The 16,213-nt window shown below is 73.3% G+C and carries 14 protein-coding genes; 3 read left to right on the top strand and 11 right to left on the bottom strand.

The annotated features are described in order from the left end of the window. The first annotated feature begins 22 nt into the window (after positions 1–22). Together metX and VR894_RS01080 are read left to right on the top strand one after the other, a co-directional pair. Positions 23–1,204: a homoserine O-acetyltransferase MetX gene (metX, locus tag VR894_RS01085; protein ID WP_416380800.1), complete on the top strand. Its 1,182-nt coding sequence runs from the start codon at positions 23–25 to the stop codon at positions 1,202–1,204. A 37-nt stretch (positions 1,205–1,241) separates the two neighbouring features. Next, the gene (locus VR894_RS01080; RefSeq protein ID WP_324649451.1) at positions 1,242–2,498 is read left to right on the top strand and encodes an alpha/beta hydrolase; all 1,257 of its coding nucleotides are present in this window, start codon (positions 1,242–1,244) and stop codon (positions 2,496–2,498) included. Here the strand turns inward: VR894_RS01080 and VR894_RS01075 are convergent. The 3 genes from VR894_RS01075 to VR894_RS01065 all read right to left on the bottom strand — a co-directional run bounded on the left by VR894_RS01075 (position 2,458) and on the right by VR894_RS01065 (position 7,418). Next, positions 2,458–3,615, bottom strand: a complete 1,158-nt coding sequence (locus VR894_RS01075; protein ID WP_324649450.1) for a hypothetical protein — start codon at positions 3,613–3,615, stop codon at positions 2,458–2,460. The genes VR894_RS01080 and VR894_RS01075 overlap by 41 nt on opposite strands. 243 nt (positions 3,616–3,858) lie before the next feature. Beyond that, positions 3,859–6,849 carry an FAD-binding and (Fe-S)-binding domain-containing protein gene (locus VR894_RS01070; RefSeq protein ID WP_324649449.1) on the bottom strand — a complete coding sequence of 997 codons (2,991 nt, stop codon included), beginning with the start codon at positions 6,847–6,849 and terminating at the stop codon, positions 3,859–3,861. After that, on the bottom strand, positions 6,846–7,418 hold the full coding sequence (locus VR894_RS01065) for a nucleotidyltransferase family protein (RefSeq protein ID WP_324649448.1): 573 nt from the start codon (positions 7,416–7,418) through the stop codon (positions 6,846–6,848). The genes VR894_RS01070 and VR894_RS01065 overlap by 4 nt, the downstream gene beginning before the upstream one ends. Before the next feature lie 204 nt (positions 7,419–7,622). Between VR894_RS01065 and VR894_RS01060 the strand changes: the two genes are divergently transcribed. Then, the gene (locus VR894_RS01060; protein ID WP_324649447.1) at positions 7,623–8,726 is read left to right on the top strand and encodes an XdhC family protein; all 1,104 of its coding nucleotides are present in this window, start codon (positions 7,623–7,625) and stop codon (positions 8,724–8,726) included. 7 nt (positions 8,727–8,733) lie between these two features. Here VR894_RS01060 and VR894_RS01055 read toward each other — a convergent pair whose 3' ends face one another. The 8 genes from VR894_RS01055 to VR894_RS01020 are packed head-to-tail and all read right to left on the bottom strand — an operon-like array spanning position 8,734 to position 16,202. Further along, a complete protein-coding gene (locus VR894_RS01055) occupies positions 8,734–9,201 on the bottom strand; it encodes a MarR family winged helix-turn-helix transcriptional regulator (RefSeq protein ID WP_324649446.1) in 468 nt (155 codons plus the stop codon). A gap of 25 nt (positions 9,202–9,226) precedes the next feature. Next, positions 9,227–10,183 (bottom strand): FUSC family protein, encoded by a 957-nt coding sequence (locus tag VR894_RS01050; protein WP_324649445.1) that lies wholly within the window; start codon positions 10,181–10,183, stop codon positions 9,227–9,229. 3 nt (positions 10,184–10,186) lie between these two features. Continuing rightward, a complete protein-coding gene (locus VR894_RS01045) occupies positions 10,187–10,675 on the bottom strand; it encodes a (2Fe-2S)-binding protein (protein ID WP_324649444.1) in 489 nt (162 codons plus the stop codon). Then, the gene (locus VR894_RS01040) at positions 10,672–11,535 is read right to left on the bottom strand and encodes an FAD binding domain-containing protein (protein WP_324649442.1); all 864 of its coding nucleotides are present in this window, start codon (positions 11,533–11,535) and stop codon (positions 10,672–10,674) included. The genes VR894_RS01045 and VR894_RS01040 overlap by 4 nt, the downstream gene beginning before the upstream one ends. After that, a complete protein-coding gene (locus tag VR894_RS01035) occupies positions 11,532–13,841 on the bottom strand; it encodes a xanthine dehydrogenase family protein molybdopterin-binding subunit (protein WP_324649441.1) in 2,310 nt (769 codons plus the stop codon). The genes VR894_RS01040 and VR894_RS01035 overlap by 4 nt, the downstream gene beginning before the upstream one ends. Beyond that, positions 13,838–14,617: an ABC transporter permease gene (locus VR894_RS01030; protein ID WP_324649440.1), complete on the bottom strand. Its 780-nt coding sequence runs from the start codon at positions 14,615–14,617 to the stop codon at positions 13,838–13,840. The genes VR894_RS01035 and VR894_RS01030 overlap by 4 nt, the downstream gene beginning before the upstream one ends. Beyond that, complete coding sequence (locus tag VR894_RS01025; protein WP_324649439.1) at positions 14,614–15,408, bottom strand: ABC transporter permease; 795 nt, start codon at positions 15,406–15,408, stop codon at positions 14,614–14,616. Before VR894_RS01025 ends, VR894_RS01030 begins: the two co-directional genes overlap by 4 nt. Beyond that, positions 15,405–16,202: an ABC transporter ATP-binding protein gene (locus tag VR894_RS01020; protein ID WP_324649438.1), complete on the bottom strand. Its 798-nt coding sequence runs from the start codon at positions 16,200–16,202 to the stop codon at positions 15,405–15,407. Before VR894_RS01020 ends, VR894_RS01025 begins: the two co-directional genes overlap by 4 nt. Positions 16,203–16,213 lie beyond the last annotated feature (11 nt).

Here is a 16,213-nt window from a genome sequence, read left to right as displayed (position 1 = left end):
GGAGAGACGCACCTGGCACGCGGTGGACGGCGAGAGCGCCGTCCACCGTGTCCGGGCGCGCGTCGAGCCGGGTGAGATCCCGGCCACCGGTGCCTGGCGTCCCGAGCACGGCGCCGGCCACCGCTCGTTCGTCGACATCGGCGCCCTCCACCTCGAGGCGGGAGGGCGCCTGCCGGCCGTCACCCTCGCCTACGAGACGTGGGGGCAGCTCAACGCGGCGCGTGACAACGCCGTGCTCATCTGCCACGCCCTCACCGGTGACTCCCACGTCGTCGGACCCGCGGGGGCGGGCCACCCGACCGCCGGCTGGTGGTCCTCGATCGTCGGCCCGGGACTGGCCGTCGACACCGACCGGTGGTTCGTCGTCGCCGTCAACGTCCTCGGCGGCTGCCAGGGCTCCACCGGCCCGGCGTCACCGGCACCGGACGGCACGCCGTGGGGCAGCCGCTTCCCCAGCATCACCGTCCGGGACCAGGTGGCCGCCGAGATCGAGCTCACCGACCGGCTCGGGATCGGCAGCTGGGCGCACGTCGTCGGCGCCTCCATGGGCGGGCACCGGGTGCTGGAGTGGGCGATCACCGCGCCCTCGCGGGTCCGTTCGATCGGTGTCATCGCCTCCGGCGCCCAGACCACCGCCGACCAGATCGCCTGGGGCCACGCGCAGCTGTCCGCGATCCTCCTCGACCCGAACTTCCGGGGCGGTGACTACTACGGCGCGCCACCCGGTGCGGGACCGCACGCCGGTCTGGCCCTCGCGCGCCGCATCGCGCACACGACCTACCGCAGCGCCGAGGAGCTCGAGGGCAGGTTCGGGCGACTCCCCCAGCACGCGGAGGACCCGATGCTCGGCGGCCGGTTCGCGGTGCAGTCCTACCTCGACCACCACGGCACCAAGCTGGCGCTGCGCTTCGACGCGAACAGCTACCTGGCGCTCACCCGGTCGATGCTCACCCACGACGTCGGCCGGGACCGCGGCGGCGTCGAGGCAGCGCTCGCGGAGGTCACGGCGGACACGCTCGTCATCGCCGTCGAGTCCGACCGGCTGTTCCTGCCGGCAGAGTCGGAGCGCATCGCGGCCGGGGTGCCCGGTGCCGGGCCGGTGCGCTACCTCCGCTCGCCCTACGGCCACGACGGCTTCCTCATCGAGCACGAGCAGGTGACCCGGCACCTCGGCGGGTTCCTCAAGCAGCTCGCCCGCTCCTGACTCGCGGCGGGTGGCCCGCGAGGGCCACGATGGGCACGTGCCGAGCATCCCGTTCCTCCGGTCCGCCCGCGACGACGACGCACGCCCGGACGACGCCGACCTCGCCGTGACGTCCGTCGACCAGCGACCGGACGCCGATGAGGAGCGAGCCGAGGAGACCGACGACGAGCGTGTCGCGAGCGCCGACGCCGCACCGGACGACGACCCGGACGCGGCCCTGGCCGACATGCCCGCCGCCCCGGTGGGCCGCTGGGGCCCCGACGTCCTCGGCGACGGCTTCACCGCGCAGACGGTCGAGCTGCTGCCCGACGAGGACGGCCCGGTGGTCGCAACGGTCGTGCGCTACCGGCCGCAGGACGACCCGCAGATGCGGGACGTCGGCGAGCCGAGGTACGTCATGCTCCACCTCCACGGGTGGAACGACTACTTCCACCAGCGCGAGCTCGCCCGGGCCTGCGCCGCGACCGGTGCCGCCTTCTACGCCCTCGACCTGCGGCGCTACGGGCGCAGCCTGCGTCCGGGGCAGCTGCGCGGCTACGTCGAGTCGCTCTCGAGCTACGACGAGGACATCCACGCCGCGCGGGACCTCATCCGCGCGGACCACCCGGAGCTCGGCGACGTCGTGCTCATGGGGCACTCGACGGGTGGCCTCACCGCCGCGCTGTGGGCGCACCGCCACCCCGGCGCGCTCCGGGCCCTCGTGCTCAACGCGCCGTGGCTGGAGATGCAGGGCTCGTGGCTCGTCCGCACCCTGGGCCAGCCCGTCATCGAGCGGCTCGCCCGCTACCAGCCGCGCGCGGCCCTCCCGCTGCGGGACCTCGGCTTCTACAGCCGGATTCTCGCGGGCACCGCCCACGAGGTGGCGGAGCTCGCACCCGAGTCGCCGGACGGTCAACCGGCCGAGCCCGGCGAGGACCCGGCCGTGACGGGCTGGCAGATCGAGCCCGCGTGGCGCACCAGCCCGAGCGCGGCGATCCGGCCGGGGTGGCTCGCCGCGGTCCTCGCCGGCCACACGCAGGTCGCCGGCGGTCTGGCGATCACCTGTCCCGTCCTCGTCCTCGCGTCGAGCACGTCCCTCTTCGCGACCCGCTGGTCGGAGGAGATGCGGCGCGCCGACACGGTCATCGACGTCGAGCTCACCGCCCGGCGCGCGCTCGCCCTCGGCCCGCACGTGACGGTCGTGCGTGTCCGCGACGCCGTCCACGACGTGCTGCTCTCCCCCGCGCCCGTGCGGGGGGAGGCCTACCGTGAGCTCACTCGCTGGCTGCGCGCCTACGCCGGTCCCGCCGCCTGAGCCCCGAGTCACCAGTGGTGCGTCGCCGCGACTGGGCACGGTGGGCGCGGAGCTCCTCGCGTGCCTCGAGCAGGCTGGGCCCGTCCTCCCCGAAGCGCCAGGCGCTCCAGGCGTCGGCGACGGCCCGCCCGCCCGTCACGGCGTTCGCCGCGGCCTCCGGGGCGGCGAACGGTGTGTCGCCGACGACGATCCACCCGTCCGGCCGCAGGGTCGCCTCCCGGCGGTTGCCGTTCCTCACCCAGACCAGCGGGGTCGGAGCGCCGATGGTGGCGCTGATGCTCAGGAGGTCACGGTCCGGGGCCGACGGCTCGTCCGCGGCCTCCGTGGCGACGTGCTCACCGGCCGGCTCGGTCGCCACGTGCTCACCGACCGGCTCGGTCGCCACGTGCTCACCGGCCGGCTCGGTCGCCACGTGCTCACCGGCGGGCTCCGTCGCGACGTGCGTCTGCTCGTGGTTGCCGGCACCCGCGGGCTCGGTGTCGCCGAGCCCGGGAGGCGCGGCCACCGCGGGGTGCCGGTCCTCGCTCAGCGTCTGCTCGAGGGTGGGACGTCCGGGGAGCAGCCACGGCAGGGGCGCGACAGGCACGCTCACCTCGGTGACGTCGAGGAAGAGCCGGCCGCTGGACATGGCGCGCACGGCGAGCTCGTGGACCACCACCCCCGCGCCCGCGAGGGCGTCGAGGGCCTGCCGTGCGTCGTCGTCGATCCGGGCCGCCACGACGTGGACCCGCGCGGTGACGGTCGTCCCGACGGGCTGCGACTCGCGGAAGGCGTTCCAGTCGCGCCGGAAACCGCCGACGCCGCTCGGGTAGGTGCGGGCGACGTCGATCCACCCCTGCTCGGCCGACCGACCGGCCCGCCCGAGGGCCGCCACCAGCGCCGTGGCGTCGAGCAGGTCCAGCACCTCGATGCTCACGACGTGACCGGACGGGTCCATCGCGGTGACGCGCGGGGCGCCGTCGTCGTCCTGCCAGGTGACCGGGAAGACGGGGAGGCGCAGGATCTCCAGCACCTGGGCGCGGACCGCGTCGAGCACTGCGGGTTCGACCGGGTCGGTGACGGCGTGACCGACCTGCGCCGGGACCAGATGGCCCGCATCGAACTCGAACAGCGGCATACTCGACCTTCTTGCACCGGTGGGGATCAGCAGGCATCTTCTCATGTCGACCGGTCGCCGGCGGGGCCGCCCCGGGCCGACGCCGCCACTCGGGAGCAGCCTCACTGCCCCCGCGTCGAGCGTACCGATCGTGCCGGGACTGGGGCTCCGCCCGCCACCAGCGGAGGATCCCGGAACGCCGAGAACCGTACTTTCGACGGACGGTGCGGCCCGGGACGGCCTGTGCCGCGCGACCCGGGTGGCTTACCCCGTGCGCTCGCCCGCGAGCAGCTGGGCGAGGTGGATGCCGCGCCGTCCGGCGAGCTGCTCGGCCTGCGTCCGGCAGGAGTAGCCGTCCGCCAGGTAGACCGACTCCGCACCCGCCTCCCGCAGGGCGGGGAGCAGGGCGTTCTCGGCGACCTGCACCGAGACGTCGTAGTGCCCCTTCTCCATGCCGAAGTTCCCGGCGAGGCCGCAGCACCCGGCGAGCCGGGTGACCTGCGCACCGGCCCGGGTGAGCAGTGCGTGGTCCGCCTCCCAGCCCATGACGGAGTGGTGGTGGCAGTGCGGCTGCGCCACGACCTCCAGCCCGTCAAGCGACGGGGGCTGCCACTCCTCGCCGGGGCCGAGCGGGGCCGGTGCGGTGAGCAGCTCGGCAAGGGTGTGGGTGCCCTGGGCGATCATCGCGGCGCGCGGGTCGTCGGGGAAGAGGTCGACGAGGTCCGAGCGCAGCACCCCCGTGCACGAGGGCTCGACGCCGACGATGGGCACGCCGTTCGCAGCGAAGGGGGCGAGCACCGACATGGTGTGCTCGAGCTGGCGGCGGGCGCCGTCGAGCTGGCCGGTGGAGATCCAGGTGAGGCCGCAGCAGGCCTGCTGGTCGGGCACGACGACCTCGTAGCCCGCGTCGCGCAGCACCCGGACCATGGCGCGGGCCCCGGCGCCGTCGAGCGACTCGGAGAACGTGTCGCTCCACAGCAGCACCTGCCGTCGGGCGCCCTGCCCGCCGGCAGCGGGCCCCGCGGGACTGGTGCGGCCGTCGGTGGGGGTGTCCGGGCCGTCCCCCGGGACGGCGGCGATGCCGCGCGGCACCGGCGCCTGCCCGACGGCGACCTCCTCGCGTCCGCGTGCCCAGCGGGAGAACCGCTCGGTGCTGAAGGAGACCATCTGCCGCCGGGGGTCCATGCCGCCCAGGCGCATGACGACCGTGGCCACCGGCCGGACACCGAGCACGGCGTTGACGAGCCTGGCGACGGCAGGGACGCGGGTGACGAGCCCCGCCCAGCGCGGCAGCCACCCCAGGGCGTAGTGGTTGACCGGGCGGATCCTGCGTCGGTAGGTGCGGTGGAGGACCTCGGACTTGTACCGGGCCATGTCGACACCGGCGGGGCAGTCGCTGGAGCACGCCTTGCACGAGAGGCACAGGTCCAGCGAGGCGTGCACCGCCGGGCTGCGGACGTCGGTGACGAGCGTGCCGTTGGCGAGCTCCTGGAGGATGCGGGCGCGCCCGCGCGTGACGTCCTTCTCGTCCTGCGTCGCCCGGAAGGACGGGCACATGAAGCCGCCCGACGCCGAGGTGTCGGCGCGGCACTTGCCCACGCCGGTGCAGCGGTGGACGGCGCGGGTGAAGTCGCCGCCGTCCTCGCTGAAGCTGAAACCGCCCGGGACGAGCGGGAGCTGCTTCGCGTGGGGGCGGCGCAGGTCCTCCGTCAGCGGTCGCGGACGGACGAGCACACCGGGGTTGAGGTGCTCGGCCGGGTCGAGGAGCGTCTTGACCTGGCCGAAGAGGTCGATCATCGCGGGGCTGTACATGAGGGGCAGCAGCTCGCTGCGCGCGCGGCCGTCGCCGTGCTCGCCGGAGAGCGAGCCGCCGTAGGAGGTGACGAGCTCGGCCGAGGCGACGAGGAAGTCGCGGGTCGGCCCGATGCCGTTCGGGTCGTCGAGCGGCATGTCGATGCGCACGTGCATGCACCCGTCACCGAAGTGGCCGTAGAGCAGACCGTCGACGCCGTGGTCCGCCATCAGCACCTCGAAGTCGCGCAGGTAGGCACCGAGCTTCTCCGGCGGGACGGCGGCGTCCTCCCAGCCCGGCCAGCCCTGCGCACCGGACGGGGTGCGGCCACCCAGGCCCGCGCCGTCGGCCCGGATCCGCCAGAGCGCGTCGGCCTGCGGGCCGGCTGGCACGACGGCGACGGCGTCGGTCCCGCCGTCGGCCGCGAGCCGGCGAGCGCGGTCGAGCGCGTCGGCGTGGTCCTCCCCTCCCACCTCGACGAGGAGCCACCCCTCGCCCGCGGGGAGGTCGGGGACGGCCGCGGGGCCGTGGTGGTGGCGCACGATGTCGACGAGGCGCGCGTCGATTCCCTCGACGGCGAGCGGACCGTGGGCGAGCAGCGCGGGGACGGCGTCGGCGGCGGAGGCCATGTCCGGGTAGCCGAGGGCGACGAGCACGGGGGCGCTGGGAACGGGGACGAGGTCGACGGTGGCGCCGAGGACGGTCACGAGGGTGCCCTCGGTGCCGACGAGCATCTTGGCGAGGTCGGCGCCGTTCTCCGGCAGCAGGTGCTCGAGGCTGTAGCCGGAGACCTGGCGCTTGAAGCGGCCGAGCTCGGTGCGGATGCTCGCGAGGTTCGCCTGGACGAGACGGTCGAGGCCGGGGACGGCGTCCAGGCTGCCCCTGCCGGCGGTGAAGGAGCGGCCGGTGCCGTCGACGACGTCGAGGCTGGAGACGTTGTCGGCTGTCCGGCCGTAGGCGACGGCGCGCGGCCCGCAGGCGTTGTTGCCGATCATCCCGCCGAAGGTCGCGCGGTTCTGGGTCGAGGGGTCCGGGCCGAAGCGCAAGCCGTGGGGCTTGGCGGCCTTCTGCAGGGCGGACATGACGACCCCCGGCTCGACCCGGGCGGTGCGCGCCTCGGGGTCGATCTCCAGGATGCGGTTGACGTGCCGGGAGAAGTCGATGACGACACCCGGGCCGATGGAGTTGCCGGCGATCGAGGTGCCGCCACCCCTGGCGGTCACCGGTGCGCCGAGGCGACGCGCGGTGTCGAGGGCGGCGCGGACGTCGTCGACGTCCCTGGGGACGACGACGACGTCGGGCACCACCCGGTAGTTCGAGGCGTCGGTGGAGTACTGGCCGCGGTAGAGCGCGTCGTCGTGGACGGTGCCGTCCACCGCGGAGCGCAGGGCGGCGACGATCTCGGAGCGCTGGTCACTGCTCGTCGGAGCGGGCGGGGCGGGGCGCGGGTCGGTCGTCGTCACGGGTCTGATCCTTCCATCGAGTCCATTGACGGCTCGGCTCTGTCCACGTCGACATCCTCCCCGCTGGCGAGGTCACCGCACTCGACATCGACGTGGGGATGTGTTCGCAGGTAAGGGCCGGCACCGTCGACGTCGCGCAGTCCGGCGAGCAGTGGGCTGACGTGCCCGCGCGGGAGCACGACCGGGTGGCCCGGACGCCCGGAGAAGACCGCCCGCCCCAGCTGGTCACCGGTCAGGTCGAGGACCCTGCGGACGACCGCGGGACCGACGTCGGGGCAGTCGACGAGGTGGACGACGACGCGGTCGGCATCGCTCCCGACCGCCGTGAGGCCGGCACGCAGCGACGCACCGATCCCCCGCCGCCACGCGGGGCAGTGGATCTCGACGACGCCGCCGGGCAGCGCGGGCCGCGCGGCCCCGGTGACGACGGCAACAGACCCGCAGCCACCCGCGTGCAGGGCTTGGACGGCGCCGGTGAGCCAGTCGTCGACGAGGATCTTCGGCCTGCCGTAGCGGGAGCCGGCACCTGCCGCGAGCACGAGCCCCGCGGTACGGTCGTCGTCGACCACGCCACCTCCCATGCAGCAGTGATGAGTCGCCATTGTTCGTGGAGCCCGTTCGTTTGTCAACGAACGGTTCGCGCGGCGCGACTACCGGCTTATTTCGAGGAAACGGCCTGGCACTCTCACCTAGAGTTACGAGTGCACGAACGAATCCCCCGGTGTCGCCGGGGCGTCGTCCGTGCCCGCGCCGGCGAGCAACTGGAGGAACCCGTGCGTGACATCCTCGACCATCTCAGGTCCTGGGGCGAGCCCTTCGCGCTGGCGACGGTCGTGGGGACCTGGCAGTCCGCCCCTCGACCCGCGGGGGCGGCCATGGCGGTGAGCGCGTCGGGCGAGGTCGTCGGCAGCGTGTCCGGCGGCTGTGTCGAGGCGGCCGTCTACGAGGCGTGCCTCGAGGTGCTCTCCGGTGCCCGGCCCCACGTCGCGACGTACGGCGTGAGTGACGACGACGCGTTCGCCGTCGGCCTCACGTGCGGTGGCACGATCGAGGTCTTCGTCCGGCTCGGCGACCCGGCCGAGGTCGCGACGGTCGCCGAGGCGGTCGACGAGCGGCAGCCCGCCGCGGTCGCCACCGTCGTCGGTGCGGCCGACGTCGAGCTCGTCGGTCGGAGCCTCGTCGTCGTCGATGCCGCGCTCCGCCACGGGACCGGCCGGCCCGGGCTCGACGACGGTCTCGTCACTCTCGCCGGAGGCCTGCTCGCGCACGGGCGCAACGGGACGGTGCACGTCGGGACGAACGGTGAGCGGCGCATGGAGGAGGTCACCGTGTTCGTCGAGTCGTACGCCCCGCCTCCGCGGATGATCATCTTCGGGGCCATCGACTTCGCCGCGGCCCTGGCGCACCTCGGCTCCTACGTCGGCTACCACGTCACGGTCTGCGACGCCCGGCCGGTCTTCACCACCCGTCGGCGGTTCCCGGACGTCGACGAGCTCGTCGTCGCGTGGCCCCACGAGTACCTGCGGACGGTGGCGGTCGACGAGCGCACGGTGCTGTGCGTCCTGACCCACGACCCGAAGTTCGACGTCCCGCTCATCGTCGAGGCCCTGCGCACGCCCGCGGCGTACATCGGTGTCATGGGCAGCCGGCGGTCCACCGACGAGCGCGCCGCACGCCTGGCCGAGCACGGCGTGACGCAGGCGCAGCTGGCGCGGCTGTCCTCCCCCACCGGCCTCGACCTCGGCGGCAGTACACCGGAGGAGACTGCGCTGTCGATCATGGCGGAGATCGTCGCTCACCGGTCCGGCGGGACCGGTCGGCCACTGTCCGAGCTGTCCGGGCCGATCCACCGTACGCGGGTCGCGGTGCCTGGCTGACCCGGGCTCAGTGCCCTTCCTCGGCCTTGACGATGCGCTGGAGCATCTCGATGAGCATGATCCGCTCGCCAGGGCTGAAGGGGGCGAGCAGCTCCTCGCTGGACGCCTGCGAGGCCCGCGCCCCGCGCTCGTAGACCCGGCGCCCCTCGTCGGTGATCGAGATCGTCTTCATGCGACGGTCCGTGGGTGCGGCGTGGATCTCGACCAGCCCGCGCCGCTGCAACCGCTGGACGACCCCGGTCATCGTGGCCGCGTCGGACCCCACGCTGCGGCCGAGGCTGTTCTGCGAGTCGGGACCCGACCGGATGAGGCTCGCCAGCGTGGCGAACTGGATGACCGACAGTCCCGTGTCGTCCGCGTGGAGGAAGGAGGAGGACCCGATCTGGTGCGCCCGCCTCAGCAGGTAGCCGATGTTGGCGTGGAGGTCGTAGTCGGCGACGTCGCTGGTCGCGTTCGGGGTCTCGGTGCTGGTCATGAGCTGCTTCCTCGGTCGACGGACGTCAGTGTTCTCGGGCACGCGGGTTGGAGCAGACGATGAGGACGATAATGGCGCCGATGACGTTGAGGGCAACCCGCACCATGCCCTCGTACCAGTCGTGCGCCGTCGGGTAGTCCCCGAGGATGAGCAGGACGGGCGGTGCCGCGACGGCCCACCAGAGGTAGCTCACCGGCCGGAGCGCGAAGGACAGCCCGGTGAGCGCAGCGACGACGTAGGCGAGGGCCGTCGGACCGGCCCCGCTCGCCATGAGGACCGCGACGAGCAGCGCCGCCACCGTGTTGCCGAGCAGGCGCTGGGCGAGCCGTACCCTTGTCGCCGACGGGGTCGGCCGCACGGACAGCAGCACCGCCGTGACGAGCCAGTGCCCGCCGTAGACGCCGAGCGGCGTCACCAGGGCGAGCAGCACGGCCGCGGCGACGGAGCCGGTGCGCCGGACCGTCCAGGAACGCTCGCGAGCCCGCTCCGCGAGGTCCTCCTCGTGGACGGCACCCTGTCCGAGCCGCGTGAGGACGGTCGCTGCGCCGACGACGAGCGCCCCGATCAGCTCCCACAGGCCCGGCGCCTCCAGGGCGGTCGGGACGGTCTGCATCCGCAGCCCCGACATGAGGATGGCGAGTGCCGCCGTCGTCCCGACACTGGGGACGGTGAACCCCAGCGCAGCGGCCAGCACGATGCCGACCGCCACCACGACCTCGTTCCCGCCGACGGCAGCGACCGCGAGGGCCGCCACCACCACCGTCACCGACCTCGTGAGCAGGGTGCGGGCCGCCCCGCGCGGTGGGCCCGGGATGCTCGGCAGAGCGACGAGGATCATCGCCATCGCCGCCCGGCCGGCCCGGTCCGTGTGCCCGCTGTGGAGCCCGAGCAGCAGCGCCGACCCCACCGCGAGGCCGAGCAGCACGCTCATCGCGAGCGAGCGCGCGGCGGGCGTCACAGGCGGTGCGACGGGGGTCCACACCGCTCAACGGTCCGCGCTCTGTCCTGCTTCCACGACGGCGTCGACGATGCCGGTGTAGCCGGTACAGCGGCACAGGTTGCCGGAGAGGGTGCTGCGGACCTCCTCGTGCGTCGGCGCGCGGCCGCACCGCCCGAGCATCTCGCAGGCGGCAACGACGATGCCGGGGGTGCAGAACCCGCACTGCAGCCCGTGGTGGGTGGACAGCGAGCTCCGCAGCCGCTGAGCGTGCGGGTCGTCGTCCAGGCCCTCGATCGTCGTGACCTCGCAGCCGTCGACCTGACCCGCGAGCATGAGGCAGGACCGCACGGTGCGGCCGTCGACGAGCACCGTGCACGCGCCGCACACCCCCTGCTCGCACCCGAGGTGCGTGCCGGTGAGCCCGAGATCGTCGCGGAGGAAGTCCGCGAGGGTGAGCCGCGCCGGCACGGTACGCCGCACCGGGCTGCCGTTGACGGTGACGTCGACGTCGGTCTCGCTCGAGTACTCGGTCATGGCGTGCCCTCCAGCTCGTCCAGCGCGCGGGCGTGCGCCGCGCCCGCCGCCTGCGCGAGTGCGCCGGCGGCCACGTCCTTCACGTACTCGGCGTCGTCGGCCGCGGGCTCGAGCCCGGCCGTGATCGCTTCCGCCCACGTCTCCCAGTCGTCCCCGGCCGGGAGCCCGCGACGGGCGCGATCGACGAGGACAGGGGTCTCACCGACGCTGAGCAGCGCGGCCCGCACCGTCTCGACGCCACCCCGGACGTCGACGCCGACGTGGACGGCGGCACCGGCGATGGCGTAGTGGCCGGGGCTCGGCGCATGCTCGACGAACCCCCAGCCGGTCCTGGGTGCGCGGTCCGGGACGGTCACCCAGGTGATGAGCTCGTCGGGCTCGAGCGCGGTCTCGTAGTGGCCCTCGAAGAGCTCCTCGGCCGGGATGGTGCGCCGCCCGCGCGCAGCGGAGTCGACGTGGACCTCGGCACCGAGGAGGACCATGGCGGCGGGCAGCTCGGCGGCGGGGTCGGCGTGCGCGAGGGCACCGCCCAGCGTCCCCCGGTTGCGGATCGCGACGTGCCCGATCTGCGAGGCCATCGCCGCGACGACGGGGTGACGCTCGCCGAGCGTCGGGTGTTCGACGAGCTCGCGGTGGGTGAGGAGCGCGCCGAGGACGACCTGTCCGTCGTCGTCGAAGGAGCGCGCGAGCTCCCGCAGGCCTCCGATGTCGACGACGAGCTCGGGTCGGGCCAGGCGCATGTTCATCAGCGTGACGAGGCTCTGCCCGCCGGCGAGGGCCTTGGCACCGGGGGTCGCGAGCGCCGTGAGCGCCTCCGTCACGGACCGGGCGCGGACGTAGTCGAAGGCCGCGGGCTTCACGACGTGCTCCTCGAGCGCAGGGCCCGCCGAACCTCGGCGGGCGAGATCGGGGTGGACCGGACGTGGAGGGCGGGCCCGACCGCGTCGTCGACCGCGGAGGCCACCGCCGGGTAGGCCGCGATGGTGCCGCTCTCGCCTGCCCCGCGGACGCCGATGGGGTTCTCCGGCGTCTCGACGGCGAGGTGCCGGATGCGCACGCGCGGCACCTCGTGGCTGGAGGGCAGCTGGTAGGAGAGGAAGGTCGTCGACTGCGGCTGGCCGTCCGCGCCGTAGGTGAACTCCTCGGTGAGCGCACCACCGATGCCCTGGGCCACCCCGCCGGAGATCTGTCCGGCGACGACCAGCGGGTTGATCTCGGCGCCGCCCTCGTGGGCGACGGCGTAGTCCAGCACCCGCACGACGCCGCTGCGCGGCTCGACCCCGACGATCGCGGCGTGCACGCCCATCGTCCACGTGACGGTGCGGGGGCGGTAGACGTGAGTGACGTCGAGCGGCGCGCCGAGGTTCTCCCCGTGGCCCCCGGGACCGAGTGCCACCGCGACGTCGTGCCAGGTCAGCCGGCGGCCGTCGGCGGTGAAGGTCCCCGCCTCGTAGGTGACGTCGGCTCCGGTGAGCTCTGCGACGACGGCGGTGGCACGGGCGAGCAGCTCTCGGCCGGCGAGGTGGATCGCGGACCCGGCGAGGATGGCGGACCTGCTGGCGAAGGAGCCCACGCCGTACTCGAGCAGGTCGGTGTCCGCCCGGCTGTACCGCACGAGGTCGAAGGGCACCTCGAGGGCGTCCGCAGCAACCTGGGAGAAGGAGGTCTCGTGCGACATCCCCGCGGAGGCCGCGCCGGACGTGACGACGAACCGGCCGGTCGCGTCGAGGCGCACCCGCGCCGCCTCCCACGGACCGCGGCCGGTCGCCTCGATGTAGCTCGCCACGCCGTAGCCGATGCGCAGACCGGGGTGCTCCGCGGCGTACTCGGCAGTGGCCGACCGGGGCAGCATCTCGACGACGGCGTCGAGGCAGGCGAGGTAGTCGCCGCCGTCGTAGGCGATCGGCACGCCGTCGCGGTAGGGCAGCGGCCGGGCGTAGGGCATGTCCTCGGCGCGCAGCAGGTTGCGACGCCGGATCTCCTCGGGACCGATGCCCACCGCCGCGGCGGCGGCGTCGAGGCTGCGCTCGAGCACGAAGGCGGCCTCGGGCCGTCCCGCACCGCGGTACTGGGCGACGATGCACTTGTTGGTCACGGCCGCACGACCGGTGATCCGGGCGGCCGGGACGCGGTAGGGGCCGAGCAGGTGGATGCCGGTGTTGGCGACGATGCCGCCCACCCACAGGCTGCCGGACCCGATGTCGACGACGAAGTCGTCCTCCCAGCGCAGGATGCGGCCCTGCGGGTCGACGGTCAGCCGCGCGTCGTGGACCTGGTCGCGGCCCTGCGCGGCCGCGGTGAGGTTCTCGTGCCGGTCCTCCACCCAGGCGACCTCGAGTCCGGTGTGTCGAGCGACCGCGGCGAGCGCGACCTCCTCCGCGTAGACGTTCGCCTTGGAGCCGAACCCCCCACCGACGTCCGGGACGGCGACGTGCACCTCGTCGACCTCCACGCCGAGCGCCCCGCACACGGCCTGCCGGACCATGTGGGGGATCTGCGTCGAGGTGCGCAGCCCGATACGTCCGCGCTGCGGGTCGAACCAGGCGTGCACGCCGCGAGTCTCCATCGGGACGGCACCGTGCCGGCCCACGCGGTAGCGGCTCTGGACGGTGACCGCGTCCGCCGGGAGCTCGGTGTCCCCGAACTCGATCGCCAGGCGTCCGGCCTCGTTCCCGGGCAGCTCCGGGTGCACCGTGGGGCTCCCCGGTGCGAGCGCCTCCTCGGCGTCGACGACGGGTGGGCGTGCCTCGTAGCTCACCCGCACGCGCTCGACCCCGTCCTCGGCGCTGTACCGGTCGTGCGCGACGACGACGGCGATCGGCTGGCCGACGTAGCTGACCCGGTCCTCGGCAAGGACGGGGATGTGCTGGCCGACCATCTCGAAGCCGGCAGCCTCGGCGAACTCGGGCGACGGTCGGGTGAGGACCTCGATCCGGTTCTGCGCCAGACCGAGGTCCCGCGCACCGTAGACCCCCACGACGCCGGGCACCGCGAGGGCGTGTGTCACGTCGACGTCGTGGATGACCGCGGCGGCCTCGCGCGACCTCACGAAGGCCACGTGGTGGCCGCCGGCCGTCCCGTCGGCGAGGTACCTGCCGCGTCCCGTGAGGAAGCGGCGGTCCTCCCGTCGGGAGACCGAGCGGCCGACCAGCGGGGCATCCGTCACCGGATCTTCTTCTCCAGGTTCCACAAGGCCATCGAGATGACGAAGGCCGTCGTGACGAGCAGCATGAGGGTGGCAACCATCGTCGGGTACTGCGCCTGGCTGAAGGCCTGCAGGACGACCCGTCCCAGGCCGCGGTCCGTGGCGAAGAACTCCGAGAGCACGACGCCGGACATCGCCAGGCTGACCGAGAGCCGCACTCCGGTGAGCAGCGGCTTGCGGATGCCCGGCAGCACGATGTGGATCAGCCGCTGCCAGCGGGAGGCCTGGGCCGAGAGCGCCAGCTTCCAGTACACGCGGGGCAGCTCGCGCACGCCCGTGGCGACGTTGACGAACACGGGGAAGAGCGCGAAGAGCACGCCCATGGCGACCTTGCCGCCGCTCAGGCTGAAGAGCTGGAGCAGCACCGGGTACAGGACGATCTTCGGGATCCCGTTGAAGGCGACGAGGATCGGTTCGAACAGTGCCTTGGCCCAGTCGGAGAACCCGACGAGCAGGCCGAGGAGGAAGCCGATCGCTGCCCCGATCGCAAAGGCCTGGACCGTGGCGACCGCCGTCCGGGAGAGGTCGACACGGTAGTTCGCGTCGGAGAGGTTGGCGCCGAGCTCGGCGAGCGTCTCCCCCGGCCCGGGGATGACGAAGGACAGTCCCGAGGACACCCACCACACGACCAGGACGAGGAGTGCCAGCACGACGGGGCCGACGCCGTGGCGGGAGAGCCTCACCCGCGGGAAGTTCCAGGTGCGGGAGCGGGACACCGCGATGTTCGGGGTGGTCATGACGTCACCCGCCCACGGAGGATGAGGCGCTCGATCGGCAGCAGCACGACCGTGAGCGCCACGGAGATGAGCAGGACGACGGCGATGTAGGCGTACATCCCGACGTCGTCGAAGATCTCGTAGAGGTAGCGGATGCGGTACCCCAGGCCGGCCTGCGCGGTGACGAACTCCATGGCCACGCAACCGATGAGCGAGTACACGAGGGCCATCCGGAGCCCGGCGACGAGGTAGGGACCGGCGGCGGGCAGCGCGACGGAGAACATCAGCTGCCGCTGGTTCAGGTCCAGGGAGCGTGCGAGCTTGGTGTAGACGGGACGCATCGCCGCCAGCCCGACGCCCGTGTTGAGCGCCATCGGGATCGCCGCCATGAGCGTGGCGAGGATGATGACCGACCACACGTTGATCCCGACGAGCACGATCATGAACGGGTAGAACAGCGCGAGCGGCACCGCGTAGAGCGCGACGAGATAGGGCTCGAAGGCCCGGCCCACCGCGGGCAGCTTCCAGAACACGATGCCGGCGAGGAGCCCGAACAGGGAGCCGAAGACGAGCGAGACCCCCACCTCGAGCCCCGTGCGGGAGGCGTCGGTCCAGAACTGCGGGTCACGGACGATCTCGCCGACCCCGACGAGGATCGTGGAGACGGCCGGGACCACCGTCCACCAGTCCGCCCGCGCCCCGACCTCGAGCACGAGCGCGACGAGCAGCACGACGGCGGTCGTGCCGATCGCGCTGACCGCGGAGTTCCGGGGGTCCAGCCGGAGCCTGGGCGCAGCGGTGGCCGTGCTCATGCCGACTTCTCCTGCTGCTCGAAGCCACGCATCGACTCGGCCTGCAGGGAGGTCCAGATCCTGTTGTTGAGCTCGTTGAACTCGTGCGTCGAGACGATGGACGCGTCACGCTCCTCCGGCAGGTCGACGTCGATGACGTCGATGATCGTGCCGGGGCGGTAGGACATGACCCAGACCTGCTGCGAGAGCAGGATCGCCTCACCGATGTCGTGCGTCACGAACACGACGGTCTGATGGGTGCGCGACCAGATCTGACGGACCTCGGCGCCGAGGAAGATGCGGGTCTGCTGGTCGAGCGCGGCGAAGGGCTCGTCCATGAGCACGACGTTCGGCTCCATCGCCAGCGTGCGGGCCAGTGCCACGCGCTGGCGCATACCGCCGGACAGCGTCGCGGGGTAGGCGTGCTCGAAGCCGGTGAGACCGACGAGGTCGATGGCGTCCTGCGCCCGGCGCCGCTGGTCCTGCTTGGAGACGCCGCCCATCTGCATGGCGAAGCGCACGTTCTCCTCGACGTCGCGCCACGGCAGCGTCGAGTCCTCCTGGAACACGAAGCCGATGTTCTTGTCCGGTCCCGTCACGGTGCGACCGTGGACGTTCACCTCTCCGGAGGTCGGCTTCTGCAGACCCGCGATGACGGACAGCAACGTGGACTTCCCGCATCCGCTCGGTCCCACGATCGAGACGAAGCTGCTCGCGGGGATGTGCTGGTTCACGTTCTCGACAGCGGTGACGGTCCCTCGCGCGGAGGGGAACTTCACCCCGACGTCGGTGATCCTGATTCCGGCGTCACTCATTGGTGTCGGCC

This window comes from Georgenia sp. H159 (genome assembly GCF_035607575.1).
Lineage (GTDB): Bacteria > Actinomycetota > Actinomycetes > Actinomycetales > Actinomycetaceae > Oceanitalea.
This window is presented reverse-complemented; position numbering and strand designations above follow the sequence as displayed.